This window comes from Mycobacterium deserti, from assembly GCF_025345615.1.
GTDB lineage: Bacteria > Actinomycetota > Actinomycetes > Mycobacteriales > Mycobacteriaceae > Mycobacterium > Mycobacterium deserti.
This window is the reverse complement of record NZ_JAODWD010000002.1, coordinates 282,241-308,260: the sequence shown is the minus strand read 5'-3', so window position 1 is coordinate 308,260 and position 26,020 is coordinate 282,241. Positions and strand designations below refer to the sequence as shown.

General features: G+C 66.3%; 29 protein-coding genes and 3 tRNA genes. 16 read left to right on the top strand and 16 right to left on the bottom strand.

The features are described from left to right. The first annotated feature begins 3 nt into the window (after window positions 1–3). Genes N4S67_RS07680 through N4S67_RS07670 form a run of 3 tightly spaced genes read left to right on the top strand, consistent with a single transcriptional unit; the run spans window position 4 to window position 2,375 of the window. A complete protein-coding gene (locus N4S67_RS07680; RefSeq protein WP_260992360.1) occupies window positions 4–900 on the top strand; it encodes a haloalkane dehalogenase in 897 nt (298 codons plus the stop codon). Between the two features lie 32 nt (window positions 901–932). Further along, window positions 933–1,541 (top strand): HD domain-containing protein, encoded by a 609-nt coding sequence (locus N4S67_RS07675; protein WP_260992359.1) that lies wholly within the window; start codon window positions 933–935, stop codon window positions 1,539–1,541. A gap of 3 nt (window positions 1,542–1,544) precedes the next feature. Continuing rightward, complete coding sequence (locus N4S67_RS07670) at window positions 1,545–2,375, top strand: sulfurtransferase (RefSeq protein ID WP_260992358.1); 831 nt, start codon at window positions 1,545–1,547, stop codon at window positions 2,373–2,375. On the opposite strand, the gene N4S67_RS07665 is transcribed toward N4S67_RS07670, so the two are convergent. Further along, entirely contained in the window at window positions 2,372–4,750 is a 2,379-nt protein-coding gene (locus tag N4S67_RS07665) for a lysylphosphatidylglycerol synthase transmembrane domain-containing protein (protein WP_260992357.1), read from the bottom strand. The two genes, N4S67_RS07670 and N4S67_RS07665, sit on opposite strands and share 4 nt — an antisense overlap. A gap of 60 nt (window positions 4,751–4,810) precedes the next feature. Further along, window positions 4,811–5,542 (bottom strand): DUF3060 domain-containing protein, encoded by a 732-nt coding sequence (locus N4S67_RS07660; RefSeq protein ID WP_260992356.1) that lies wholly within the window; start codon window positions 5,540–5,542, stop codon window positions 4,811–4,813. Between the two features lie 114 nt (window positions 5,543–5,656). Here N4S67_RS07660 and N4S67_RS07655 point away from each other — a divergent pair, with 114 nt between their 5' ends. Further along, complete coding sequence (locus N4S67_RS07655; RefSeq protein ID WP_260992355.1) at window positions 5,657–6,832, top strand: NAD(P)/FAD-dependent oxidoreductase; 1,176 nt, start codon at window positions 5,657–5,659, stop codon at window positions 6,830–6,832. 17 nt (window positions 6,833–6,849) lie between these two features. Here N4S67_RS07655 and N4S67_RS07650 read toward each other — a convergent pair whose 3' ends face one another. The 4 genes from N4S67_RS07650 to N4S67_RS07635 all read right to left on the bottom strand — a co-directional run bounded on the left by N4S67_RS07650 (window position 6,850) and on the right by N4S67_RS07635 (window position 10,358). Then, the gene (locus tag N4S67_RS07650; RefSeq protein WP_260992354.1) at window positions 6,850–7,149 is read right to left on the bottom strand and encodes an STAS domain-containing protein; all 300 of its coding nucleotides are present in this window, start codon (window positions 7,147–7,149) and stop codon (window positions 6,850–6,852) included. Between the two features lie 227 nt (window positions 7,150–7,376). Beyond that, on the bottom strand, window positions 7,377–8,960 hold the full coding sequence (locus tag N4S67_RS07645) for an HD domain-containing phosphohydrolase (protein WP_260992353.1): 1,584 nt from the start codon (window positions 8,958–8,960) through the stop codon (window positions 7,377–7,379). Between the two features lie 10 nt (window positions 8,961–8,970). Beyond that, on the bottom strand, window positions 8,971–9,744 hold the full coding sequence (locus N4S67_RS07640) for a hypothetical protein (RefSeq protein ID WP_260992352.1): 774 nt from the start codon (window positions 9,742–9,744) through the stop codon (window positions 8,971–8,973). A gap of 29 nt (window positions 9,745–9,773) precedes the next feature. Further along, entirely contained in the window at window positions 9,774–10,358 is a 585-nt protein-coding gene (locus N4S67_RS07635) for a TetR/AcrR family transcriptional regulator (protein ID WP_260992351.1), read from the bottom strand. Window positions 10,359–10,505: 147 nt separating this feature from the next. Between N4S67_RS07635 and N4S67_RS07630 the strand changes: the two genes are divergently transcribed. Then, a complete protein-coding gene (locus tag N4S67_RS07630) occupies window positions 10,506–10,913 on the top strand; it encodes a hypothetical protein (RefSeq protein ID WP_260992350.1) in 408 nt (135 codons plus the stop codon). 35 nt (window positions 10,914–10,948) lie between these two features. Here the strand turns inward: N4S67_RS07630 and N4S67_RS07625 are convergent, their stop codons facing one another. The 5 genes from N4S67_RS07625 to N4S67_RS07605 all read right to left on the bottom strand — a co-directional run bounded on the left by N4S67_RS07625 (window position 10,949) and on the right by N4S67_RS07605 (window position 14,951). Beyond that, entirely contained in the window at window positions 10,949–11,536 is a 588-nt protein-coding gene (locus N4S67_RS07625; RefSeq protein WP_260992349.1) for a TetR/AcrR family transcriptional regulator, read from the bottom strand. Between the two features lie 9 nt (window positions 11,537–11,545). Further along, window positions 11,546–12,244: a crotonase/enoyl-CoA hydratase family protein gene (locus N4S67_RS07620; protein WP_260992348.1), complete on the bottom strand. Its 699-nt coding sequence runs from the start codon at window positions 12,242–12,244 to the stop codon at window positions 11,546–11,548. Window positions 12,245–12,320: 76 nt separating this feature from the next. Further along, complete coding sequence (locus tag N4S67_RS07615) at window positions 12,321–13,184, bottom strand: hypothetical protein (RefSeq protein WP_390893275.1); 864 nt, start codon at window positions 13,182–13,184, stop codon at window positions 12,321–12,323. Between the two features lie 175 nt (window positions 13,185–13,359). Next, entirely contained in the window at window positions 13,360–14,070 is a 711-nt protein-coding gene (locus N4S67_RS07610) for an MBL fold metallo-hydrolase (protein ID WP_260992346.1), read from the bottom strand. 11 nt (window positions 14,071–14,081) lie between these two features. Continuing rightward, on the bottom strand, window positions 14,082–14,951 hold the full coding sequence (locus tag N4S67_RS07605; protein WP_260992345.1) for an NYN domain-containing protein: 870 nt from the start codon (window positions 14,949–14,951) through the stop codon (window positions 14,082–14,084). Between the two features lie 115 nt (window positions 14,952–15,066). Here N4S67_RS07605 and N4S67_RS07600 point away from each other — a divergent pair. The 11 genes from N4S67_RS07600 to rplA all read left to right on the top strand — a co-directional run bounded on the left by N4S67_RS07600 (window position 15,067) and on the right by rplA (window position 19,804). Then, window positions 15,067–15,139: transfer RNA gene (locus tag N4S67_RS07600), tRNA-Thr, on the top strand. A gap of 31 nt (window positions 15,140–15,170) precedes the next feature. Next, window positions 15,171–15,244, top strand: a tRNA-Met gene (locus N4S67_RS07595). 36 nt (window positions 15,245–15,280) lie between these two features. Beyond that, a complete protein-coding gene (gene rpmG, locus N4S67_RS07590; protein ID WP_003929651.1) occupies window positions 15,281–15,448 on the top strand; it encodes a 50S ribosomal protein L33 in 168 nt (55 codons plus the stop codon). A gap of 51 nt (window positions 15,449–15,499) precedes the next feature. Beyond that, window positions 15,500–15,979: a (3R)-hydroxyacyl-ACP dehydratase subunit HadA gene (hadA, locus tag N4S67_RS07585; RefSeq protein ID WP_260992344.1), complete on the top strand. Its 480-nt coding sequence runs from the start codon at window positions 15,500–15,502 to the stop codon at window positions 15,977–15,979. Then, the gene (gene hadB / locus N4S67_RS07580; protein WP_260992343.1) at window positions 15,966–16,394 is read left to right on the top strand and encodes a (3R)-hydroxyacyl-ACP dehydratase subunit HadB; all 429 of its coding nucleotides are present in this window, start codon (window positions 15,966–15,968) and stop codon (window positions 16,392–16,394) included. Before hadA ends, hadB begins: the two co-directional genes overlap by 14 nt. Window positions 16,395–16,397: 3 nt before the next feature. After that, window positions 16,398–16,949, top strand: a complete 552-nt coding sequence (hadC, locus tag N4S67_RS07575) for a (3R)-hydroxyacyl-ACP dehydratase subunit HadC (protein WP_260992342.1) — start codon at window positions 16,398–16,400, stop codon at window positions 16,947–16,949. Between the two features lie 121 nt (window positions 16,950–17,070). Continuing rightward, a tRNA-Trp gene (locus tag N4S67_RS07570) sits at window positions 17,071–17,143 on the top strand. A 70-nt stretch (window positions 17,144–17,213) separates the two neighbouring features. Beyond that, entirely contained in the window at window positions 17,214–17,657 is a 444-nt protein-coding gene (secE, locus tag N4S67_RS07565; protein ID WP_260992341.1) for a preprotein translocase subunit SecE, read from the top strand. Window positions 17,658–17,717: 60 nt separating this feature from the next. Continuing rightward, the gene (gene nusG / locus N4S67_RS07560; RefSeq protein ID WP_390893321.1) at window positions 17,718–18,512 is read left to right on the top strand and encodes a transcription termination/antitermination protein NusG; all 795 of its coding nucleotides are present in this window, start codon (window positions 17,718–17,720) and stop codon (window positions 18,510–18,512) included. A gap of 39 nt (window positions 18,513–18,551) precedes the next feature. Then, the gene (gene rplK / locus N4S67_RS07555) at window positions 18,552–18,980 is read left to right on the top strand and encodes a 50S ribosomal protein L11 (RefSeq protein WP_043405614.1); all 429 of its coding nucleotides are present in this window, start codon (window positions 18,552–18,554) and stop codon (window positions 18,978–18,980) included. Window positions 18,981–19,093: 113 nt separating this feature from the next. Beyond that, window positions 19,094–19,804: a 50S ribosomal protein L1 gene (gene rplA, locus N4S67_RS07550; protein WP_260992340.1), complete on the top strand. Its 711-nt coding sequence runs from the start codon at window positions 19,094–19,096 to the stop codon at window positions 19,802–19,804. A 10-nt stretch (window positions 19,805–19,814) separates the two neighbouring features. Here rplA and N4S67_RS07545 read toward each other — a convergent pair whose 3' ends face one another. The 5 genes from N4S67_RS07545 to N4S67_RS07525 form a co-directional block, all read right to left on the bottom strand. Further along, a complete protein-coding gene (locus tag N4S67_RS07545; RefSeq protein WP_260992339.1) occupies window positions 19,815–22,562 on the bottom strand; it encodes a helix-turn-helix transcriptional regulator in 2,748 nt (915 codons plus the stop codon). A gap of 135 nt (window positions 22,563–22,697) precedes the next feature. Further along, window positions 22,698–22,994, bottom strand: a complete 297-nt coding sequence (locus N4S67_RS07540; protein WP_260992338.1) for a hypothetical protein — start codon at window positions 22,992–22,994, stop codon at window positions 22,698–22,700. A gap of 75 nt (window positions 22,995–23,069) precedes the next feature. Then, window positions 23,070–24,032, bottom strand: coding sequence for an endonuclease/exonuclease/phosphatase family protein (locus tag N4S67_RS07535; RefSeq protein WP_260992337.1), 963 nt, complete (start codon window positions 24,030–24,032; stop codon window positions 23,070–23,072). A 10-nt stretch (window positions 24,033–24,042) separates the two neighbouring features. Beyond that, window positions 24,043–25,260: an RNA polymerase sigma factor gene (locus N4S67_RS07530; RefSeq protein WP_260992336.1), complete on the bottom strand. Its 1,218-nt coding sequence runs from the start codon at window positions 25,258–25,260 to the stop codon at window positions 24,043–24,045. Between the two features lie 7 nt (window positions 25,261–25,267). Next, a complete protein-coding gene (locus N4S67_RS07525) occupies window positions 25,268–25,972 on the bottom strand; it encodes a YciI family protein (RefSeq protein ID WP_260992335.1) in 705 nt (234 codons plus the stop codon). Window positions 25,973–26,020 lie beyond the last annotated feature (48 nt).

Below are 26,020 nucleotides of genomic sequence, written 5' to 3'. Positions count from 1 at the left end.
CCCATGGATGTCTTGCGTACCCCCGACGACCGGTTCGAGAACTTGGCCGGCTATCCGTTCGCGCCCAATTACGCCGACGTGGCCGCGTGCAATACCCGGCCGTTGCGGATGCACTACGTCGACGAAGGACCACGCGACGGGACGCCCGTCGTTCTCCTTCACGGCGAACCTACGTGGAGTTACCTGTACCGCACCATGATTCCGCCTCTCGCCGAAGGGGGTCGGCGTGTGCTGGCTCCCGATCTCATCGGCTTCGGCCGCTCCGACAAGCCGAGTCGCATCGAGGACTACTCCTATCAGCGGCACGTCGAGTGGGTGGTGTCGTGGTTCGAAAACCTCGACCTGACCGACGTCACGTTGTTCGTCCAGGACTGGGGCTCGCTGATCGGCCTGCGCATCGCCGCGGAACAACCGCACCTCGTCGGCCGGATCGTGGTGGCCAACGGCGGTCTCCCGGCCGGGCAGGGCCAGCCGAATCTCGCGTTCCGCGCGTGGCGCGCGTTCGCGCGCTACACACCGGTGTTCCCGGCCGGGCGGATCGTGTCCTTCGGCACCGTCACCGACGTGCCTGCCGACGTGCGCGCCGGTTACGACGCGCCGTTCCCGCACAGGCGGTTCCAAGCGGGCGCGCGGGCGTTTCCCCTGCTCGTGCCGACGTCGCCCGACGATCCGGCGGCACCGGCCAACCGCGCGGCATGGGACGCACTGGGGCGATGGGAGAAGCCCTTTCTGTGCGTGTTCGGTGCGAAGGACCCGATCCTCGGCAAGTACGACCGCATGCTGATCGACCACATCCCCGGTGCGGCGGGGCAACCCCACGACCGCATCAACGGCAGCCACTTCGTGCAGGAGGACTGCGGGCCGGACCTTGCCGCGCGCATCCTCTCCTGGCCGGTGTGAATGCCTCTGAGCCAGAGGGGTATGCAGAGACCATGAGCGAGACGACGTCACCGCGGCTCGGCCCGAAGTTCCACGAGGCCCTCACCTACGCCGCCGAACTGCACCGCACCCAGACCCGCAAGGCCAGCGAGGTGCCCTACATTGGCCATCTGTTGTCCGTCGCCGGGCTCGTCATCGAAGCCGACGGCACGGAGGCCGAGGCCATCGCCGCGCTGCTGCACGACGCCGCAGAGGACCAGGGCGGCGACACCACCCTCGCCGAGATCGAGGAACGCTTCGGGGCCGACGTCGCCGGCATCGTCGAGGAATGCAGTGACACCGTCATCACCCCCAAACCGCCGTGGCGCGAGCGTAAACAGAACTACATCGCCCACCTCGGCAAGGCGTCCGACAGCACCATCCGCGTGTCGATGGCCGACAAGCTCGACAACGCTCGCGCCATCCTGCGCGACCTCCGTCGCTACGGTCCCAAGGTCTGGCAGCGGTTCAACACCGACGATCCATTCGACCACCTCTGGTACTACAACGCGTTGCTTGACGTGTACCGCGGGCGCAGCCAGAGCTGGATCGTCGACGAACTCGCGCTCGTGATCAGAGCTCTCGAAGAGGAGATCGGGCCGAAACCGGCGTCTACCGTCTGACACATGAGCTCACGCGATCAGGTGTTCATCACCGTCGACGAACTCGCGCACCGTCTCGACGCCGACGAGCCCATCACGTTGCTCGACGTTCGCTGGCAGCTCACCGAACCCGATGGCTCCGCCACCTACGCAGGTGGCCACCTGCCCGGCGCCGTCTACGTCTCGCTCGACCACGAGCTCAGCGACCACACCGTCACCGGCAGAGGCCGCCATCCGCTGCCGTCCGGGTCTGCTCTGCAGAACGCCGCGCGGCGCTGGGGTGTGCGCGCAGGCGTGCCGATCGTCGTCTACGACGACTGGAACCGCGCCGGCTCGGCCCGCGCCTGGTGGGTGCTGACGGCGGCGGGCATTCCCGAGGTCCGCATCCTCGACGGCGGGCTCGCCGCGTGGACCGCCGCCGGTCGCATCCTCGAAACCGGCTCCGTCACACCCGAACCCGGCGATGTCACCGTGCAGCACGAGGACCTGTACACCGGTGCACTTCCCACCGTCACCGCCGACACCCTGCCCGACACGTTGATCGACGCCCGCGCGTCCGAGCGGTTCCGCGGCGACGTCGAACCCGTCGACCCGGTGGCAGGCCACATCCCGGGCGCCGTCAACGTGCCGAGCGCCCGCGTGCTTGCCGACGACGGCATGTTGCGGCCCGATGCCGACCTCAGAAAGCTGTTCGGCCACACCGACTCCGAGACAGCCGTCTACTGCGGTTCCGGCGTCACAGCCGCGCTCGCCGTCGCCGCGCTCGCCGCAACGGGCGTCGACGCCGCTCTGTTCCCCGGCTCATGGTCCGAATGGAGTTCAGATCCCGCACGCCCGGTCGCGAAGGGCGTCTAGAGGGCGCCGCTCTTGCTCAGCCAACGCATGATCGGCCAGCCGAAGAACACCGGCAGCCAGCACGTCAAGATCCGATACAGCAGCACCGACGGCACCGCGACCGCCGCGGGCACCCCGAACGCCGCAAGGCCGCCGATCAACGCCGCTTCCACCGCGCCGACCCCGCCCGGTGTGGGCGCGGCCGACGCCAGAGTCTGACCGACCATGGTCACGATCGTGACGGTGACGAAACTGGTGTCGCCGCCGAACGCCTCGATGCTCGCCCACAACGCGAGCGCGGCGCCGAGAGTGGTTGTCGCGCAGCCCAGCACGATCAGCGCGAGCCGCCACGGTTCCTTGGCCAGCAGGACGAAGTCTTCGATCACCTCTTTGATTCGCGGGCGTAGCTCGACTGTCAACCACCGCCGCGCCTTCGGCACCAGCAGCACGACGCCGATCACTCCGAGCGCTGCGCCCGCGATCAGATAGAGCACCGTCGAGGAGGGCACGAACCGGGACAGGTCGGCGGATGCGCCGGCGAAGGCGCTGAAGAAGATCAGCAAGCCGACGTGCGTCATCACCTGCACCGACTGTTGCAGCGCCACCGCCGTCGTCGCACGCAGGGCGCCGAGGCCGCCTTTCTGCAGGAATCGTGTGCTCAGCGCCAGACCGCCGACGCCCGCAGGGGTGGTGGTGGCCGCGAAGGTGTTGGCCACCTGCATCAGCGTCAGCTTCCAGAAACTGATCAGGCCGCTGGCGCACGCCCACAGCGCCGCCGCCGCGCCGACGTACTTCGTCGCCGAGATTGCCAGTCCGGCAAGCGCCCACCACCAATTCGCGGTGCGGAGTTCGGAGAAGAACACCGGCACCGAACTGATGAACGGGTACGCCACGTAGACCAACGCCACCAGCAGCACCAGTTGGATGATCTGGTTGCGATTGAACCTGGTGATGGTTTCGGACTGGATCTCATCGGTGCCCGTCTGTTTCTTGACCTCCTCGCGCGCCGCCGACGTGATCGCCTTGAAATCGGCCACCGACGCCCGGACGCGGGAAGGCACAGCGGGTTTCGTCAGCCGACGCGAGGCCATCAGCACCGCGTCCTCGCCGAACGCGTCGATCGCCGCGCGCACGGCTTCTGCGGGGCCGTACAGGTTCGTCGTCGTCACCAACATCTGCGCGACATCGGCTTGCAGGTGAGTGTCCGAGCAGCCGTACTCGGCGTGGGTGAAGCCGCCGAACAGCACATTGGCGTCGTCGGCCGTGAGTTGCGTGGCGCGCAGGTCGCCGTGCGAGATGCGGTGGGAATGCAGCATCCGCAACGCTTCCCACGTGCGATCGACGGGGACTGTTTGAACGGCCGCGTTCAACGACGCGCCGCGCGCCGGATGGTGCGCGTAAAGCGTCCAGCCGCGATTCAGGTCTGCGACGGCGATCGGCGCGCAGTTGGCCAGGCCGAGGTCACCGACCGCAATCGCCATCAGTGCGCGATGTTCGACCGCCCGGCGCATCGACGCCTGGAGCGGCGCAGTCTCAGTCTCACGCAACCGAACCTTGCGCCAAAACTGGTTCAGCACACCGCCGCTGCGTTGATGCGGGCCGTACATCTCGACGACGGCGGTACCGCCTTCATGATTTTCCGACGTCGCCGACATCATGAGCGGGCCTGGACCTGCGGGGCGCAGCACCGCGAGCTCCGACACCAAGAACCCGCGCCGGGTCAGCGCGCGCACCGCGTCGTCGAGCGGCACCTCGAGTGCGGGTGTTCCCGAGATCAGAACGACGAGAGCGCCGACGAGCCAGCCCACGGCGAGGCCGAGGATCGAACGGGCCGGTACCACCGCGCTGACGACGAGATGAATTGGCACGAACGCCAACAACAGCGCCCACCACCAATTCCGCCACCGCGCCGGAAGCCACGGACCCGATACGGTGAGTACCGCGGCCAGCATCGCGATCCACCGCGGATCGTCGAGGAACTGCGACAGCACCGAGTCGAGCCGCCCGGACAGATCGAGTTGCCAACGCGGGGGTGTGATGCCGTTACCGGTGACCGACAGCGCGAGGATCGCGATGATCCCGGCCGCGGCGTACGCGCCGAGCAACCGCCAATGCCGCGTGACGATCAGTCCGATCAGGATCACGAAGGGCAGCGCGAGGATGGCGATGCCGTAGAAGAGGTAGACCAGGTTGGACTGCGTGGGGGTCAGCACGCCGACGATGCCCGCGATGGACCGCTCCAGCGCCGTCCACTCGTTGCGGGTCACCAGCGAGCTGACGATCACCACCGTCAAAAACAGTGTGGCCAGGGCAAGGCGCAGGATGTCGTTCGTCCGCCGTGTCAGCGGCTGCAGGAGGCTGCCCGAAACGGTGATGTTCCGCCCGTCGACCCGCATGCACCAACCATCTCATCCGGCCGCGTCGGTGCGGCGTAAGCGGCCCTCCCGGGCCACGACCTAGCCTTGCGAGACGACGTTGGATCCGGTCGCGGCGACTTCCGGTGTCCCCGAGCGGTAGATGACCTGGTTGTCGAAACCCGACGCACCGATGGTGTCGGCGCTGTCGATGGTCACGTTGTTCTCCACGCCGGACACCGACAGGCTCGAGCAGTGGCCGGTGATCGTCACCGTGTTGTTGACGCCGCTGACGCTGACGATGTTGTCGTTGCAGGTGATCGTCTTGTTCTCGTCGACGCCCGAGACGTTCAGCCGCGCACCCGCAGGCGCCTCGGTAGGCCCGGACAGATCGGGAAGCTCCGGCATGACGAACGGAGGCTGGTCGGTGGGAGCGTCCGCCGGGGGCCCGTCGACCGAACCGCCGCCGCCGGCGACGTCCGATCCGCCGGGCCGAGTCGTGACGGTCTCGACCTTCGACATGGCGTTCCACGCGACCACCCCGATGACGCCGAAGATGAGCACGGCGACGACCGCCAGCAGTCCGAAGATCAACCCGATGGGTGCGCCTTTCTTCGACACCTGCATCGGCGCGCCGCCGTACATCGGCGGCGCCGCATAAGGGTCACTGAAGGTCGGAGGAGGGGCACCGTAGGCGGGCGGCGGCGGCAGCGGTGCCGTCGGGGTGTAGCCAGCTCCGCTGGACTCAGTTGCCCCGAGTTCGACCGCCCCGTACTGGCCGGCCGAGTTCTCCAGCTGCCTGATCCGGGCCTCTGGGTCGTCCTGAGAATTCATGCGCAGATGGTCCCACAGAGCCGTTTGGCTTGCCGGAATAGCGGAAATCCCCGCCGCATGATTTGTGAGGTCAGAGCTGTCTGTGGCTGATGTGACGAAAGCCTGACGAGAGACATGACGCGCGCGGGAAAGTGGTACTCAGGAGTCGTGGCGGCACCGGGATTCATCGCCATCGGCAGCGGTCCGGCGGGGCTGAGCGCGGCCGAGACCTTCCGGGATAAGCACCCCCACATCCCCGTTCGGATCCTGTCCACAGATCCGGCCCTGCCGTACGCGAAGCCTCCGCTGAGCAAGGAATACCTGTGCGGTGGTCACCCCAATCTCGACCTGCACAGCGCGGGCTGGTTCGCGCGCAACCGCGTCGACCTGGTCCGCGGCATCACCGTCGAGCACATCGACACCGCCAACCAGCACGTCGTGACCGCGGGCGGTCAGATCTACCCCTACTGGCACCTGGTCATCGCGTCCGGGTCGGTGCCCGTGCGCCTGACGATCCCCGGCGCCGAGACTGCCCTGAGCCTGCGTTCCTTCGCCGACGCCGTCGCGCTCAAGATGGCTGTCCGATACGCCGATTCAGCCGTCGTCATCGGTGGCGGCCTGATCGGCTGTGAAGCCGCCGCCTGTTTGGCCGACCGCGGCATCGCCACCACGATGGTCGCCGCGGAGGCGGTGCCGTTGCAGCGCCGGTTCGGTATCGAGGCTGGGGACCGCGTCGCAAAGATTCTGTCCGACAATGGTGTTCGCTTCCACGGCAACAGCGCTGTGACGGCGATCGAGGACACCCGCGTTCTGCTCGACGACGGTAGCGCCGTCGACGGCGACCTGGTTGTTGCGGCCACTGGCGTACGGCCCGACATCCGCCTCGCCGAGGGGCTCAACACGCGCGACGGACGCATCGTCGTCGACGAGCACATGCACACCTCGGTGCGAAACGTCTACGCCGCAGGTGACGTCGCACTCGCCGTCAACGTCACCGCGGGCAGGCCCGTCCCTGCCGAGCACTGGCGTGACGCCGCCCATCAGGGCCGTGTCGCCGGACTGACCGCCGCCGGGTACCCGGCGGTCTGGGACATCGTGCCCGGGTTCTCGTGCACAATCGGCGATTCGGTTCTGAAGTACCGCGGGTGGGGCGCCCACTACGAACACAGCCGACTCGTCGAACACCGCAATGGTTTCACGGTCTGGTACGAGGCCGGCGGCGAGATCGTCGGCGCGCTCACCTTCAACGCCGACGAGGACTACCAGCGCGCCGAGCGGCTGCTGAGGTCACATGCGCCGCTGGCGTCCTAGATTCGACCCGCCCACGATCAGGCCGGATTGAGTGGCAGCGTGCGGCCGGGGTCGCAGAGATCCAACACGCGGGTGACAACCGGCCCACCCACCAGCGTCAGACTCACGTCGGCCCTATCGCAGCGGGCGGCTACCCCCTGGAGCTCGGTGAAGCCGGCTGTGGAGAAGAACTCGACGTCACGAAGGTCCACGACGAGCCGCTGACAATTGGCTGCCCTGCGGAAGACGAAGTCGGACAAGTCCGCAGCATTCGATGCATCGATTTCACCGACGACGGTGACGCGCACGACCGCCGCATCCGCCCATTCCGCACTCATCCTCAGACGTTCGCGGGAGTAGTTCGGACTGGACTGGACAGCGCTGGCTGAAGGCATGGGTGTCACTCCAAGAAGAAGGGGGCGAAGCAAAGGGCTCAGATTGCGTCAAAAAAGGCTCACAGCAGGCGATATGTGCCTGCACCCCTACGACGTTTCCGAAGGCTGGAAGCTCAACCGGTTCCCACCCTACCTTTGCCGAGGCCGCGTCCCCAATTTCGAGCAAACCGTCACCGAACGGCCACACTCAGGCCGTGCTCCAGGGCGTACATGCTCGCCCCGATGCGGTTCGACACGCCGATTTTGGCGTAGGTGCGCTCGACGTGGTTGCGTACGGTTTTCTCGCTGAGTACCAGATGGGCGGCGATCTCCTTGTTGGTCGACCCCTGCGCCACCATCCGGAGGACTTCGACCTCCCTCGCAGTGAGTCCGTGCGGACGCGGTTTGGACCGCGGCTCCTGACCCGCAGCCTGCAGAACCGCTGCCGCCGCAACGGGATCGAGTTCACCGTCGCGCACCCGCTCACGCAGACGCCTTGCCGCGCCCGCAGGTCCCAACGCCTCGCGATACGGCCTCGGCTCCAGCGCAGCCTGGTAGCTGACCGCGCACGCCAACAATCGGTCGGGCATCGCCAACTCGCGCGCGGACAGCCCGCGCGGGTATCCCGAGCCGTCGAGGCACTCGTGGTGGTTGGCGGCTACGGCCGCAACACTTCTCAGGCCGGAGACCTGTGACAGGATCCGCTCGGTCAGATAGGGGTGCAGCCGCACGCGTTCGAACTCGGCCATGCTCAGGGCAGCCGGCTTCGACCAGATCTGGTTCGATACGCCGATCCGGCCGATGTCGTGCACGCACGCCGCCCGCTTGGCCAATGCCACCGCGCCGTCGGCCAAACCGGCGAAGGTCGCGGCGTCGGCCGTCAGCTGCGCCACCGCCCGCGAGTGCCCCAGTGTGAACGGGCATTTGAGGTCGACGAAGTCGCCGAGCGCGATCAGAAGCGCATCCAACGACGCGGCGTCCAGCGGGGCGTTCCGGTCCGGTGCATACCGTAGCGCGGTCGCCCACACGTCACCCGCCGACGGCACCGCCAGCACGCCGGCCGGGTCGGCGACGAACGCGTCGACGATCATCGGGTCGAACTGGCCGCCACGCCTGCTGCGCACCATCGCCACCGCGCCGTCGACGCCGTACTCGCGTTGATGCACCTCGGCCATGTCGGAGACTTGGGCGACACGCATGGCCAGCGGGATTGCTTCTGCCCCAGCGCCGGCGGGCAACCCACCGCCGTCGAAGCGTTCGAACGTGAACCGCAGCGCGGTCTGGACGTCGACGCCGAGGCCGATCCGCTCGGCGAGCAGTGCGGCTGAAGTGCAGTGTGAGTGGATCAGCTGCGTGATGTGGCCGCGCGCATTGGCATACAACGTCGCGATGGTCTTCAGTCGCGACAGCAGTGATTCGCCATGTCCGAGATTGGCCAACAGGAACCGTTGATAGGGCAGCCCGGACCAGTCGACGAAGTACGAGTCGCGGCGCACCGCGATGTCGTCGCCGAACCACCGGGCGTATTCGTGCGAGTCGGCATGGCAGCCGATCCACATCACGAGGTTCGTGTAGTAGATGCACTCGCGCTGAGCGCGTTCCAGGCCCAGTCGGTCTGCGAGCCTCATCGCGATCAGTGCCGAGCGCAGCATGTGTTCGGCGGGCTGGCCCAACCCCAGATCGATCGCCACCGACAGCGCCGCCAGAACTTCCGCGCGGGTCGGAAGCTCGGACGGCGTCGATGCGGAGGGCACCTGCCGATTCTGCGCCGTCATGCCGGGCGCTTCAGTCGGTTAGCGCAAGACGGGCGCCGTCGCGGTGTTTGCGGATGTCGAACGGCTCGAACAAGCCCTGTCCGACGACGCAGATGCCGCGTTGCGGCAGCCGGAAGTCGGCAAGCCTGCCCTGTTCGGCCAGCGGTCCGACCGGTCCCAGATCCTCGCCCGCCACGACAGCTGTGGAGTCGGCTACCGCCCACAACCGCTTCGGTCCGATGCGGAACTGCTGTCCGTTGGGCGCGGTCCCGGTCAGCCGCACCTGGCCGATGCCGAGGACCGGGCCTGCGACGCGGCTCATCATCGCGAGTACGGCGCCGCTGCGCCACGCGGCGGCAGGCAGCCGGGTGCCGACAGCGGTCATCAGCCGGGTTGCCGGGGTGGCTTTGATGTCGACACGCCAATCCAGAACTGCCGCAATCGAAATGGCGAGCGACCACGGCGAAAGCCACCGCGAGTCGATCTCGCACACCACGGGCTCGACGGGGGTAGCCGAGCTGAAATAGCGTGCGCAGCTCTGCGGCCCAGGCGTGGTGGCGTAGAAGGTCCAGACGCCGTCGGGAGTGCGGTGCCACACCGACTGATAGCCGGGGGAGAAGGAGGTGGCGGGAAAGTCCCGGAACGCGAGGTAGTGCCCGCCGGCGAAGGGCAGACCCATGACGCCGAAGCCGACGACGCGCTCGTCGTCTCCGGTAGGCAACGCGAGGTATTTGGTGGCGGCCGCTGCCGCCTGCGGTGTTTCAGTCAAGCCGTCAGCATGTGTCGGCGGGCCAGGCGCCCACATGGGGCAATTGCCTCAATTCACGGTGTTGGTTACGTCGAAGACGGCGGCATCACGGTCTGCAGCCCACCCGCCAGCACGTCGACAACGTTGGCGAGTTCGGCGTCGGCCATCGGCTCGTCGATCACCATGATCGTGAAGAGGAGCGCGCCACCGAGCATGCGGTGCACCGTGGCGACATTGGGCATCCGTTGCAGTTCCCCGCGCCGCACGGCGCGGGTGAGGATCGCTTCGATCTCGTGGCGTTCGCTCGCTACGAACAGGCTGCGCAACCGCTCGGACACGTCTGGAGACCGGCCTATTTCGGCAATGACGTGAGGGACGACCTCGCGCGCGGCTGGTGCGGACATATCCGACCGGATTCGACGACCGAGGGCCCGCAAATCGCCGCGCAACGAGCCGGTGTCTGCGGGCGGTTGTGGCTTCGAGCCGTGCACCGTCGCGGCGAAGAGCAGTTCTGCTTTCGACTTGAATCTGCGATAGATCGCGGCCTTCGAGGTGCCGGCCCTGGCGGCCGTGGCGTCCATGGTGAGTTGGGCATATCCGACTTCTGCGAGAAGTTCCCGGGCGGCACGGGAAACCGCTGCGTCGATCTCATTGTCGCGTGGTCTCCCCACGCCTTGACCGCTTGCCGCCACCGTGTCAATATACAACACTAGAGTATCGAAACCTAGGTATCGTAATCGAAGGGAAGCGAAATGACAGTCGTAATACCGCAGATGGAACGGTTGATCGGCGTGCTCGACGGGCAATGGAGGTGCCACGTGACCTACGAACCCAATCCGCACTCGCCAGACGGAGGGACCAGCGACGGATGGGAGGAGTGCCGCGTTGGGCCGGGCCGCTCTTCAGTCGTGTTCGACACCCAAGCGCAGGGGCATTTGGGCACTTTCGAAGGTCACGGCGTCATCACTTGGAACGCCACGGATGATGTCTACGACCTGTATTGGCTCAGTAGTTCCAGCCCGGAACCGGGCGTCTTCACCGGCCGATGGGACGGCGGGAAAGTGGTCTTCGATGGTTACGAATACATCGCCGGCCAACGCATGGCTTCACGCCACAGCATCACCGAGATCAGTGCAGATGCGTTCGTCTACACCATCGATTTGGGTTCGGCGCCAGCTGATTTGACGCTGTCGGTCACGATCGACTACATGCGCAGGGGTCGTTGAACTCGGCGTGACCGACGTGGGCTTGCCGGCGATCCTCACCGTAACCCCGCCAGCAGTGACCGCACGCCCAGCCGCCAGCGCCGTTCGATCGCCGGGCCCGACGGCCCGAGCCATCGACCGAGCTCCTGTACCGCCAAACCCTGTGCGAGCGCGAGCAACACGTGCGCAATGTCGGTGACGTCGCCGGCGAGCAGATCGGCGTCGATGCACCGCTGGATGCGGCCGACGAAGACCTCCCGCACCGATGCGCCCGCCGCAAGTTCGTCGGGGCCTGGCTCGAAATCGGCGAACGGCCGCGAGAACATCACCTGGGCGAGCCTCGGATACGCCCGGCAGAACAGTCGGAAGACGGGAACGAGATGCTCGAGATCGGCGAGGGGATCGTCGGTCACAGGAACCTTGGCCAGCTCAGCGCCCAACAAGCGGAAGCCCTCGAAGAACACGGCCCGCACCAGGCCGGCTTTGTCGTCGAACAATTCGTAGACGGCGGGCACCGACGTGCCGGCCCGCTCGGCCACCCGCCGAGTGGTGAACCGGGCGACGCCTTCCTCTGCCAGCGTCGCGATCGCGACCTCCAGCAGGTGATCCCGGAGTTCGGGCGTGCGTTGCTTCGCCCTCGGCATAGCGGTCGCCTAGCCCAGGCTGAATTCGGTTGCCAAGCCGTCGATTCCGTCGCGGATCGCGCGCAGGGCAGACTCGCGCGCCTTCAGCTTGGTCGCCAGGTGCGACTTCGAATGCAGCTGTGCCGCCTCGGCGGCCGCCTTCTGCGCCTCGGCGAGCACATCGGCGGGTTCGGCGAGCGCGTCCAGCCAGCCGCCGATCACCGCGTCGTCGCCGACGTACGTCGACGCCAGCGATGCGCCTCGGTGAAACGCCGCCGGTGTCAGCCGCATCCGCATGATCTCGAGCGCCGCGTTCGGGATCGTCATCCCGATCTTCACCTCGATCGCCTGGCACTTCGTCCTCGCCGACCCGACCCGGTGGTCGCCGGACAGCAGCAAGAACCCGCCCATCGCGATGGCCGGGCCGGTCGCCGCCATGATCACCGGCGCGGGGAACGTCAGGCACCGCACCGACAATTCGAACCCGCCTGCCAGCATGGCCAATGCCGCCTTCGGGTCACCGGAGCCGAACACCTCGAGGTCGAAGCCGCCGGAGAACACCCGCTGGTTGCCGGTGAGCACGACGGCCTTGGCGGAGTCCTTCTCGGCGCTGTCGAGGGCCTCGTTGAGCGCCGACTGCATGGCCGGGCCCAAGACGTTGACCTTCCCGTCGTCCATCGTGATGGTGGCGACTGACTCATTGAGTTCGTAGCTGACTGCGCTGGTCATAGCGGCTCCCTTCGATTTGGACTGATGTTACGTAACGCCGCTACGAAAGCCAAGATCGAGTCGGGTAGTCGGAGGGTCAGGGCAGATCGCGCCGGTGCCGGCCGTTGATTACCTGGGTGTTCGCCTCGTCGAAGTCGAAATCGCCGGTGTTGGCGTCGACCGGTGCGCTGAACTGCTCGCGGTAGCGGTCGCGCAGTTCCTCGGCCGCCGAGCGCACGCGATTGATCTCGCTGCGCAGCACTTCTTCGCGGCTTTCACTCGTCGCGTAGTGGTAGTAGGTCAGCAGGTGGCGCAGGAGTTCGAGCTTCTGCTTCTCCTGGCGCGCGAGATCGTGGGTGGTCAGCAGTTCCAGGCGCTCGACCGGATGCAGGGTGGCCCAGTCCAGCACCGTCGTCGAGCGGAATTGCTGCCGAGTCTTCCTGCCGGGACCGTTCTTCGGCTGGTCCCAGTACGTCACCGCGCCGTCGAAGCGCGACGCGATGGCTTCGCCCAGCTCCCGGCGATCGAGCGCCGAGTCCCAAACGATGCGCCACTCCTGCGACGGTGCGAGATACGGAATCTCGGCAGGCAGGTTCAGTGGCACGACGTCGACGTAACGGTCCTCGTAGGAGGTCTCGTACTTCCCGACGGTCGGCGGATTGGCGAATTCGAACCGGATGCCGAAAGCCGGTGTGCGACCGAAGTTCTTGACCACCAGCTCGATCAGATGCCAATCGTTGGCGGCGGGCTCCATGTACATCGCCACGTTGGGCTGCATGAGTTCGGCGGTCTGCTGCTTCGCCCGCTGATACTGGCGCCACGCGTACACCAGGGCCGCGATGCCGACCACCACGGCCAGCCATGCCGCAGCGGCGAGCCATGCGCCCGCGGGAATGTCGGCCACCTTTTCGAGCCAGTCCACGCACCGCTGTATACCACGGTATGACGTTCGGGACAGCATTCGAGAATTGCCAGAACCGTCATTTGCTGACGATCACGTGCGCCGAACGTTCCTTACCGCTCGAGATTCCGCCGAATCTTCGAGCGGTAAGGAACGTTCGCGGGTGGTGCAGCGGGGCGTCCCGCCGCAGCTGTCAGTTGCTGCCGACGCCCCGTCGCCGCTGCCGACGCCTGCGTCAGCCGCCCATGAGCATGCGCCACTGGTCGAGGCTGCTCGCCCGATAGACGTAGTTGGTCTGCCGCACCTCGGACAGCGAAGCGCTCGGCTCTTGGGAGTACCAGTGGCCGGGAAACACCGTCGGATCGCCGGACAGTTGTGCGAGCGCCTGCAGGCTGCGGAACATGTCGTCGACGTTGCCGCCGGGGAAGTCGGTGCGTCCACAGCCCTCGAGGAACAACGTGTCGCCCGCGACGAGACGGCCGTCGAGCAGGAAGCACTGGCTACCCGGGGTGTGGCCGGGGGTGTGCAGCAATTCGATGTCGATGGCGCCGATCCGGACGACGTCGCCGTGCTCGTGGGCGGTCAGCTCGCTGCCCGCGATGCCGGTGACACGCGAAACCCAGTCCGCCTCATGTGAATTGACGTGCACCGGCACACTGGTTCGCTCCAGGAGCTCGGCCAGGCCCTTGAGCTCGAAACCCATCATCGACCCGCCGACGTGGTCGGGGTGGTGGTGGGTGACCAGGACGCCCGACAGGTGCATACCGTCGGCTTCCAGCGCGTCGACGAGCTCACCCGCGGCGTACGCGGGGTCGACGACGACACAGTCGCCGGTCTCGCGGTCGCCGATGAGATAGGAGAAGTTGCGCATCTGCTGGGCGATCACGTCGTCGGCCGCGAAGTCGCGACCGGACAGCAACTGGCGGAAGTACAGGCGGTCCGTCATGGGGACAGTATTCAGTCGGTGCTGCGCAGCCGCACCATGCGGGTGGTGCTGCTCTCGTCGAGTTCGACCACGTCGCTGCGCGAGCGCAGGAAGTCGCTGAACGACTTGAAGCCGAGCGACTTCTCCGAGAACGACGGGTCCATCCGCTTCATCTGCGCCTTGACCGCCGAGTTGTGCAGCCAGTCCGCGTCGTCCTTCTCGTGACCGATGCGCATTGCGCGCTGCAGCAGGCCGGTCGCCGCGCCCTCCGGGTCCGCGGTCTCGTCGTCGTCGTCCTTCTCCTTGGCCTTGGTGCGTTTGACGGCTTTCTTCGGCGTCGCCGGCGCCACCGCGGAGATGCCCGGCAGGGCGTCGTAGGTGACGAACTCGTCGCAGGCGGCGGTGAGCGACCGGCTGATCGATCCCGTGATACCGATGCCGACGACGTACCGGCCGAGTCGTTTGCACCGCTGAGCCAGCGCGATGTAGTCGGAGTCGCCGGCGACGATCACGACATGGGTGAGGTCGGGCAGGCGAAACATGTCTTCGACGGCGTCGACCGCCAGGCGGATATCCGCACCGTTCTTCGCATAAGCCGCGGCCGGGAACAGCTGGACGAGGTCGACTGCGCGGCCCACCAGCTGACCGCGGTAGTCGGCGTTGACGTCGGCCGACCAGTCGGCGTAGGCCTTGGTCAGCACCAGAGTGCCGAATGACGACGCGAAATCGATGATCGCGCCCACGTCGACGGTCGCTTGGGTGAGCCGGCCGGGCTGCTTGTGGAAGCCCGCCGCTTTGTCCTTCTGGAACGAGCTGCGGCCGTGGATCTGGTCGTAACGGGAGATGACGATGTTGTCGAAGTCGAGATACACCGCCACGCGGGGGGTGCCGGGTTCGGTCACCGTTTAAGTCCTATCACCGATAGTGGGTGGTATGAGCAGACCGACCAGCGGTTTGGCACGTCAATCCGCGAGAATGTACCCTCTTTAAGGCCCTCGGCTCGGTTCGCGGGTCCAGGCCCCCTTAGCTCAGTCGGTAGAGCGTTTCCATGGTAAGGAAAAGGTCAACGGTTCGATTCCGTTAGGGGGCTCGGTGGCTACCTCGCTAGGTGGCACCCGGATGGCGGTGTAGCTCAGCTGGTTAGAGCGCACGACTCATAATCGTGAGGTCGGGGGATCGAGCCCCCCCACCGCTACAAGACAAGTGGAACCCCTGACGAAGGACAACAGAAGTGGCCTCCAGTACCGACGTACGGCCCAAGATCACCTTGGCCTGCGAGGTGTGCAAGCACCGCAATTACATCACCAAGAAGAACCGCCGCAACGATCCGGACCGGCTGGAGATCAAGAAGTTCTGCCCGAACTGCGGCAAGCACCAGGCGCACAAGGAATCGCGCTGATCGGTCCGCCAATTCGCCGTTGGTGAGGCTGACTAGGTAGGTTCAACACTCGTGTCTTTCTTGGACGACTATGTCGGGACGCATTTCCGCTACCCCGACCACTACGTGGTGGGCCGCGAGAAGATCCGCGAGTACGCCACCGCCGTCAAGAACGACGACGCCGCGTTCTTCGACGAGAAGGCCGCCGCCGAACTCGGTCACGACCAGCTGCTGGCGCCGTTGACGTTCATCTCGGTGTTCGGCTACAAGGCGCAATCGGCGATGTTCGACGCCGCCGGTATCGGTATCACCGACGCCAAGATCGTCCAGGTCGACCAGGTGCTCAAGTACCGGATGCCCATCAAGACGGGCGACAAGCTGTACTGCGACGTGCACATCGACTCGATCCGCAAGGCGCACGGCACCGACATCATCACCACCAGAAACATCATCACCAACGAGAACGGTGACGTTGTACAGGAGTCCTACACCACCCTGGCGGGGCGTAGCGAAGAAGACGGAGAAAGTGGCTTCAGCAATGGCACTGCGTGAGTTCAGTTCGGTCAGCGTCGGAGATCAGCTCCCCGAGAAGGTGATCCCTTTGACGCGGCAAGACCTGGTCAACTATGCCGGCGTGTCCGGCGATCTGAACCCCATTCACTGGGACGACGACATCGCCAAGCAGGTGGGTCTGGACACCGCGATCGCGCACGGCATGCTGACGATGGGCCTCGGTGGCGGCTATGTCACGTCGTGGATCGGCGATCCGGCCGCGGTCACCGAGTACAACGTGCGCTTCACCGCGGTCGTGCCGGTCCCCAACGATGGCGTCGGCGCCGAAATCGTGTTCAATGGCCGTGTGAAATCCGTTGAGCCTGAAACGAAATCGGTCACGATCGCCATATCGGCGACGACTGGGGGAAAGAAGATCTTCGGGCGCGCCATAGCGACCGCGAAGCTGGCGTAGTTCATGGCTCTCAAAATCGATATCCGGGGAATGGTCTGGAAATACCCCGAGCCCTACGTGGTGGGTCACGAACAGATCCGTCAGTACGCCAAAGCCGTCCAGGCCGACGATCCGACCAGCCACAGCCTGGAGGCGGCCCACGCCGCGGGCCACGACGCGCTCATTGCGCCGCCGACCTTCATGTCGATCTTCGCGGTGATGATTCAGCGCCACTTCTTCCAGCACAACGACCTCGGCTTCGAGACCCTGCAGATCGTGCAGGTCGACCAGAAGTTCAAGTTCCACCGCGCGATCAAGGCCGGCGACGAGTTGACCGGGACGCTGTACGTCGAAAGCGTCGACGAGCGCTTCGGCGCCGACATCGTCACCACGCGCAACACGCTGGTCGACCAGCACGGTGAGCTGGTCATGGAGTCGTTCACCACGTTGATGGGCCACGAGGGCGACAACTCGATCTCGGCCGGTTGGGATCCGAAATCGGGCCAGGTCACGCGCAAGCCCGTCATCCACGACGAAGAGAGCGACGCCGGAACCAACGGCCAGGTAGCGGATTAGTAATCGCGACCGCCGTCGCGCTACACTCGTCTTCGGGGTTTTCCCAGTCCAGCGCGCTGTCCGTCGGCTTTGATCGACCGAACGGGTAGCGCGCGAATTGTGTGAGCCCCGCACTCCGTGAAGGGGCGTAGCTCAATTGGCAGAGCAGCGGTCTCCAAAACCGCAGGTTGCAGGTTCAAGTCCTGTCGCCCCTGCTCAAACTGAATACTCGACAAGTGTGGACACTGGATAGTGATCCCACAGGAACCAGACGAAAGGCATGCGGTGAGCGACGAGCGCGATAGTGCCGGCTCCGCAGGCACGGGCCCGGACGACACCACCGACGGCCACGGCGCGGTCGTGACCCGGCCGCAGCGCCCCACCGGAAAGCGGTCGCGTCGCCAGACCACCGGCGCGGACGGCAGTGACGCCGACGGAGCTGTCGATCTGTCGACCGGAGAGAAGGCGACGCCGACCAAGAACGGATCCGGCACCGCCAAGAAGACCGCCAGGAAGGGCGGCGACGGTCCGTCGCGCAATCCGGTGACCTTCGTCATCACGTACCTGCAGCAGGTCGTCGCCGAGCTGCGCAAGGTGATCTGGCCGAACCGCAAGCAGATGGTCAGCTACACCAGCGTCGTGCTGGTCTTCCTGGTGTTCATGGTGGCCATGATCGGCTTCGTGGACCTGGGCCTGGCCAAGCTCGTGATGCTGGTATTCGGCGACTGATATTTCGAGAGGACTGAGTAAGTGACTAGCTTCGAGGGCGATACGCCTTCGGCATCGGCCGTGTCCGACCGGCTCGCCGAGGCGGCGGACCCGACGACCGTGATCGCAGACGAGGCAGCCGAGCGCCTCGAGGACAGCACGGCCGCCGAGGCGGTCGAAGACGCGGCGCTGCCGGCCGAGGACACGCCTGGCGCCGACGATGCGACTGCAGCCGACGACGCGGCAGCCGAAGACGAGGACCCCGCCGTCGCGCTGAAGAAGGAGCTGCGCCTGCAGCCCGGCGACTGGTACGTCATCCACTCCTACGCCGGCTACGAGAACAAGGTGAAGGCCAACCTCGAGACGCGCGTGCAGAACCTCGACGTCGGCGACTACATCTTCCAGGTCGAGGTGCCGACCGAAGAGGTCACCGAGATCAAGAACGGCCAGCGCAAGCAGGTCAACCGCAAAGTGCTGCCCGGCTACATCCTGGTGCGGATGGAACTCAACGACGAGTCGTGGGGCGCGGTGCGCAACACCCCCGGTGTCACCGGCTTCGTCGGTGCGACGTCTCGCCCCTCACCGCTGTCGCTCGACGACGTGGTGAAGTTCCTGCTGCCCCCGGCGGCGGCCAAGAAAACCGGCAAGGCCGCCTCGACGGCCGCCGCGTCGTCGGAGGCCACACTGGAGCGGCCCGAGATCCTCGTCGACTTCGAGGTCGGCGAGTCCGTCACCGTCATGGACGGGCCGTTCGCGACGCTGCCGGCGTCGATCAGCGAGGTCAACGCCGAGCAGCAGAAGCTCAAGGTGTTGGTGTCGATCTTCGGCCGCGAAACACCGGTCGAACTGACCTTCGCCCAAGTCTCCAAGATCTAAGCCCGGGCGCTACGCCCACCAGAAAGGAACAGCACAACCATGCCCCCGAAGAAGAAGGTCGCCGGGCTGATCAAGCTGCAGATCCAGGCCGGGCAGGCTAATCCCGCCCCGCCCGTGGGTCCGGCGCTCGGCCAGCACGGCGTCAACATCATGGAGTTCTGCAAGGCGTACAACGCCGCGACCGAGTCGCAGCGCGGCAACGTCATCCCCGTGGAGATCACCGTCTACGAGGACCGGACCTTCACCTTCGCGCTCAAGACGCCGCCCGCGGCGAAGCTGCTGCTGAAGGCCGCCGGTGTGCAGAAGGGCTCCGGTGAACCGCACAAGACCAAGGTCGCCAAGGTGACCTGGGATCAGGTGCGCGAGATCGCCGAGACCAAGAAGGAAGACCTGAACGCCAACGACATCGATCAGGCGGCCAAGATCATCGCCGGCACTGCCCGGTCGATGGGGATCACGGTCGAGTAGGTTTTCGGCGCCGCCGGGCGCCGAACCGTGGGAGAGCCAGCTTCGGCTCGGCGATGAGCGCTCGCGCGAAGAGCGATCATCCGTGACCACAACTCATCAATGAGGAGATTCGAATGAGCAAGAACAGCAAGGCTTTCCGCGAGGCCGCCGAGAAGATCGACAAGGAGCGGCTGTATACGCCGCTGGAGGCCGCGAAGCTGGCCAAGGAGACGTCGTCGAAGAAGCAGGACGCGACCGTCGAGGTGGCGATCCGCCTGGGCGTCGACCCGCGTAAGGCCGATCAGATGGTGCGCGGAACCGTGAACCTGCCCAACGGCACCGGCAAGACCGCCCGCGTTGCGGTGTTTGCGGTGGGCGAGAAGGCCGAACAGGCTGCCGCCGCAGGCGCTGACATCGTCGGCAGTGACGACCTGATCGAGAAGATCCAGGGCGGCTTCCTGGACTTCGACGCCGCGATCGCCACGCCCGACCAGATGGCCAAGGTCGGCCGCATCGCACGTGTGCTGGGCCCGCGTGGTCTGATGCCGAACCCGAAGACGGGCACGGTGACCGCGGATGTGACCAAGGCCGTCAACGACATCAAGGGCGGCAAGATCAACTTCCGCGTCGATAAGCAGGCCAACCTGCACTTCGTGATCGGCAAGGCGTCCTTCGACGAGAAGGCGCTGGCGGAGAACTACGGCGCCGCGCTCGACGAGATCCTGCGCGCCAAGCCGTCGTCGTCGAAGGGACGCTACCTGAAGAAGGTTGTCGTCTCGACGACGACGGGCCCGGGCATCCCGGTCGACCCGTCGGTCACGCGCAACTTCACCGAGGCTTCCTAGCCTTCAGGGCTCACCTGATCACACGACCGAGTTCCGCACGGGACTTGATCGCCAGCTTGCGGTAAATGCGGGACAGATTCGTCTCGACTGTCTTCGGGCTGATGAACAACGCTGCGGCAACGTCTTTCGTGGTCATCCCGGACGCGGCGAGCTCGGCCACTCGTCGCTCCGAAGGCGTGAGGGACTCGTCGTGACCCGCAGTGGTGTTCACCCGTTCGAGCTCGGCGCGTGCGCGTGCAGCCCACAGCGGCGAGCCCAACGCCGAGAACATCTGCAGCGCCTCGGTCAGCGTCGCCTTTGCAGCCTCCTTCTTGCGCTGCCTGCGCTGCAACTGGCCGAGCAGCATGAGGGTGCGAGCGCGCTCGAGCGGCATGGAAAGACGGTTGTGCTCGGTTAATGCGTCTTGCGCCATAGCGGCGGCGGCTTCGATGTCACCATGTGCCGCCAGCAGCAGGCTGCGGCACCGCGCGCTGATCGCCAGCATCCACGCACGGTCCAGCCTGCGGCCGTTGGCCTGCATCGCATCGATCAACGGAGCGGCTTCGGCGTGGCGTCCGACGGCAACCAGCGCTTCGACTGCGTCGGGCACATACCCCGTGGTGATGATTTCGGTACCCGGGACGGAATCGAACCGGTCGATCAACGGGCGTAGCGCCTCAAGGGCTTGCGCGTGATTTCCCAGTGAGACTTCCAGGAACCCCAGGCTCATCGATGACCAGTCCGCGAGCCGCGGTGAGCCGCTGCGCTCGGCGAGATCGATGGCGGCAAGGGCGGCTTCCCGGGTCTGAGCCGGCTGACCGGTATGCGCGGCGATGAGTGCCCGCACGGTTATGGCCACCACCTGCAAGTGATCACCACCGAGTTGTGCGGCGCGCTCGATTGTCTCGTCGGCCACGGCCGCCGCTTCGGCGTACTTACCGCGCCATATCTCAATCAGCGTGCTGAAGAACGACACGAAGATCATGTCGGTTTCGGCTCCGCGCTCCACACAGTGACGGCGGACCTCGGCCATCTGCTCACTGGCCTCTTCGAGCCGTCCTACATAAGACATCAGGACCGCATGATTCGCGCTGGCGCGCAGAGCAATCGGCGCGTCGCTGTGGGGACTCTCCAGAGCGCGCGCGCGGTCCAGGTTCGCCTCGGAAACACCCTGCCCGCTCATGCAGGCCACCATCTCCCGCATCGAAATCACCTGACTCTCGAGATCAGGATTTCCGACGACGCCTGCGAAGCTGACGGCTCGGTCGGCGTTGTTCAGCGCTTCGCCGAACTCTCCCGCGTTCAATTGCGCAAAGGACAACAGTAGTAGCGTTCGGGCCTGTACTTCGCGATTGCTCTCGGCATGGTCGAAAGCCTCCACGAGAAACTTCGCCGCCTGGGGAAAGCTATTGCGGTGAATCTGCATGCCCGCCAACAGGTTCAAGGCCGTCGACCGGCTCAAGCCCTGTGGCGCGTCGTCGAGCACATCGTTCAGCAGAGTCTGAGCGCGTTGCAGATCTCCCGCGCGCATGTGGTGGTCGGCGGCTCGGATGCGTCGTTCTAATGTGTCCCCTCCCAGACCGATCGCGAGTTCGACGAACTCGGCGGCGGCAGCTGGAGCGCCGCGCAGTCGGGCAGACGTGGCAGCGGTATCGAGTGCCTCCAGCGTCGCCGGGTCGGCGATCGAGGCCGCCAGCGCCATGTGTCGGGCCCGCAACTCGGGGACTGTCACCATTTCGGCCAGGGACCGGTGCATCGCGCGGCGCTGGGAGGGGCGGGCATCGGTGTAAACGCTTCGCGCCAGCAGGGGATGGGCGAACTGCACCACGTCACCGTCGAATCCGACGAGTCCCTTGGCTTTTGCTTCCTCGAGAAGCTCGGCGGCTCGCGCGACGGAGATGTCGGTGGCTTGCGCCAGAAACTCCACCGTGGGACCGGCGGCACATGCGGCGGCCAACAACAGATCCTGGGCGTCGCGGTCGAGACGTCCGATTCTGCGGCGCATAAGCTCGGCAAGCGTCGTCGGCAGCAGTTGCTCGGACCGGCTCGTCCTGACCTCGGTCGCGCGGGCCAATTCGAGCGCATAGAACGGATTGCCGCCGGAGATGTCGACGATGCGCACCATGGCCGGTCGGGAAAGGGATCGTCCGAACCTCTCGGTGATCAATGCGTGCAGTCCGCCGAGGCTGAGCGGACCGACATGAAGCCGCGACATGCCGTCGGGTCTGCTCAGCTGCAGCCAACTCGTGGCACCCGGTCCGTCACGTTCGGTTCGCTCGGTGGCGAGTATGCCGACGCGTCCCTCGAAGCGCCGGACGGCGTAGGCGAGCACTGCCCGACTCGATGGATCGAGCCACTGCACATCGTCGATCGCCAGCAGCACGGCCGATTCCAGCGCGATGCGCTCGATCACCGCGCAGAATGCGGCCGCAACGACGCCTTGATTCGTCGACGGGCCGTCGATGTTAGCGCGCAACAACACCCGGTCGACGGCGATGCGCTGCACTTCGGGAAGTGCAGTAAGCAGCGCGGGATCAACGTCGCCGAGCACGTCGGCCACCGCCGCGTAGGCCAGCGCGGTCTCGGCCTGGCCACCGCGAGCCGATAAGACCGTGAAACCACTTCGGCCCGCCTCTGCGACGGCGGCAAACCACAGCGTGGTCTTTCCGATGCCGGCCTCGCCCTCGATGACGAGGCCGGTCGGCTCGCGTGCCGCCGAGTCCAGGAATCCGCGGATCGTCCGAGACTCGGCCGGACGATCGATAAACCCCGTAGCCATAACCCCCGACCTGTGAAACCAGCAAACTCACCATACTCGTTCGACTGGTCGTACGACAGGGCGCGGTCGGCTAAGCGCCAGTAACGCGCTATCAGATGCGCCACCATTATTTGCAACCGTCGATAAGCGGCTAATTCATGCGTGACACTGCCGAATTCGCGTACCGATGTCCGCCGAGAGCCGCTGATGAGGTGCACCGGCTGCGTGGCAGGTACGCGAGACGATGTCCGATGAGTCGGCGCCGAACACGCCGTAGAGCACCTCGTCGGTGGGGACTGCAAGCGTGACGAGCAGGCGGACGGGGGTGCCTTGGTCAGTCATGACTGCCGCGGCGGCGTCCAACCGCCCGACGAGATCCTCGACGGACTGCTCGGTCAGCTCGGGCAGATACCACTCCGCGAGGTAACACGACGGAGTCCCCACGACATCCATAGCAACGAACCTAGCCACCGTTTCGGGGGGAGGAATCAGGTGTTTCCCTACAATTTGTCACTTGTCGACTTTTTGTCACGGCGCGAGGATCACGTCGGCCACCAGGGCCCGATGATCGGATCCACCGATCAGCGGCGTCCGCACCGAGGTCGCTGTGCCACCGCGCACCAGGACGTGGTCGATCGGGAACACCGGCGGCACGGCGATGTCCGCAGGGTGTGTCCGCGTCAACCCCGCCCCCGCCTGCTCGGCGGCGTCCCGGTATCCCTCGCGAAGCAATCGGCGAAATTCCCGCATGTCCGTCGTGCTGTTCAGGTCGCCCGCGACCAACACCGCGCCCTTGCTCTCGGCCGCTATGCCGCGAAGCGCCGAAGCGAGCCGCGCCATGTCGTCGCGCCAACCCGCAATGGGTTCCGGCCATGGCGCGGACATGTGCGTCGTGACCACCGTGACGTCGTCTGGCACGTCGGGTACACGCACTCGCGCCGTCAGCAGGCCTAGCCAGAACCCCTCGTCGGCTTCGCTGTTGACGATGGGAAACCGACTCCAAATACCCACGCCCGCAGGGCCTTCCCGTGCCCGCAGCGCCTGATGGGGAAATTCCCGGTCCAGGCCCGCTGCTGAAAGGCGCTGCGCTGCCTCCGGCGTAAGCTCCTGCACGGCAAGCATATCCGCGTTCTCGCGGGCCAGTTCCGTCACGGCGACCGGATCGGCGTGACCATAGCGCAGGTTCGCCGACACGAACCGCACCGCTACCCCTGACGGTGCTTCCTCTCCGACGAAGAGTGGTGCCTGTACCGCGGCGGCGGCCACCGTCAGCACAACCGCGACGACGGCCGCAACCCACCGGCGCAGGAACGCGAACACGATCATCGCCACCGGCGCACCCACCATCAGATATGGCGCCAGCGCCGCCGTCACAATCAGCGCACGATTGACGATCGGCACGCTCCGCACGGCCAACGCAGCCACCGCGACGACTGACGCCACCACACCGAGCGCCGTCCAGACCCGCTTGCCCGCCACCGGCACGATCATCTTCGTTGTCTCACGGCTCGCACTCGACGGATCGGCGGTGCAGAAATGCCCGTGCAGGAACGGATCCCGCTCCCTCGGCGGCGCGGCGGTACCAGTCGCGAGCCTCATCGCGGCGGCCCGATCGGCGGAGAAGATCCGCGCGGATCGGCGCGATGGCGTTCGACCGTGCCAGCCGGGGATCGTCGGCCACCTCGTCGAGCGCTGCCAGCCCGACGTCGAATCCGTCGCGGAAGCCGACCGCGAGCGCGCGGTTCGCCCGCGCCACCGGTGAGCCGGTGAGCGCGATCAAGCGGTCGTAGGCCGTGCAGATCGTGACCCAGTCGGTTTCCTCCCAGCTCGGCGCCGTCGCGTGCACGGCGGCTATCACCGCCTGCGGCAGGTATGGGCCCGTCGCGCCTGCCGCGCGCCGCAGGCGGTTGAGTCCTCGGTTGATTCGCGATCGGTTCCACCGGCTGCGGTCCTGCTCGTCCAGCGGCACCAAAGCGCCCTCGGCGTCGACGCGGGTGTGCCGTCGCGAGTCGTGCAGGAGCACGAGCGCGGCAAGCGCGTCCGCGTCTGGCAGGTCCGGCATCTGCGCGCACATCTCTTCGGCGAGGCGGACACCCTCGTCGCACAACTCGTCGCGGATCGCAGACGGCCCGGCCGTCGACCAGTAGCCCTCGGTGAACACCGAGTAGATGCACGCGAGCACGTGCGGTGTTCGTTCGGGCAACAGTTCCGCAGGCGGTACCCGCAGTGGGATGTTGGCATGCCGAATCTTGTTCTTGGCGCGGGTGATTCGTTGTCCCACCGCCGCCTCCGACTGCAGCAGCGCCCGCGCGATCTCGGCCACCGTGAGCCCCGAGATCAGACGCAGCGTCAAAGCCAGCTGCGCCGCGCTATCCAGCGCCGGGTGGGCGCAGGTGAACATCATCCGTAGTTCGTCATCATGCACCGGCTGTGGGTCGGCCCGGGCGGTTCGGGCCGAGATGTCGTCGACCACCGCTGCGAGTTCCTTCCCGGGTCGGTCTGATTCGCGTCGTAGCCGATCGAGCGCACGGTTGCGCGCGGCGCTCAGGATCCAGCCGCCCGCATTGGCGGGAACGCCGTCGCGTGGCCAGCTGCGCAGCGCGTCGGCGAACGCCTCCTGGACGGCGTCCTCGGCGACCGTGAGGTCGCCGGACCAGCGCGCCAACGCTGCGACTGCCGGGCCCCACTCGCGCCGGAAGACGCCGTCCAGTTCGGTCATCGGGCGGCTACTGCAGGCCGGAGACGCCCATGAACTGCCGGAGCTCCACCGTCGTCGCTGGGATCATCGACGCGATCTTGACGGCCTCGTCTCGGTCCTCGACATCGATGATGTAGTAGCCGTTGGCCACCTCGGCTCCTTCGACATAGGGGCCGTCGGTCAGCAGCATCTCACCGTCACGCACGCGCACGGTCGTCGCCCTGGACGGCGGATGCAGCGGCGCGCCGCCGTTGGTGCGGTCACCCGCCGTTGCTCCGAACCTCTCATGCGCTGCGATCCCTTGTTCCCATTCCGGCGTGCCCGGTGCGGGGGCGCGGTCGGCGGGCTCCAGCAGCAGCGCCAGCCAGCTTGTGCCGACGGGCTTGGCCGGCGGGAAGTAGTCGACCATCGGCCAGATCTCGACAGCACCGAACTTCGCGACGGGGACGTCGCGCGCCAATGCCAGTGCGTCATCCAGGTTCTCGGCTTCGAAGACGTAGTAGCCGCAGGCCACTTCGGCGCTCTCGGCGAACGGACCGTCGGTCACCGTCGGCGTGTCGGGACCGCCGGTGATCCGGACACCGGTGGCCGAGGGCGTCAGCGCATCACCGCTACGGATCGCTGCGGCGGCCTTGGCATGGAATTCGTGGAACTCTGCCATCTGGGCGGCATACTCCTCGGGGTCCCCCGAGGCGGCGGGCTCGGAGCTGAGCAACAGCGCAAAGTAGTGCATCTGAAGTCCCTTCGCTTTAGTGAGCGAAACCCTGCGTTCCACTCTCTA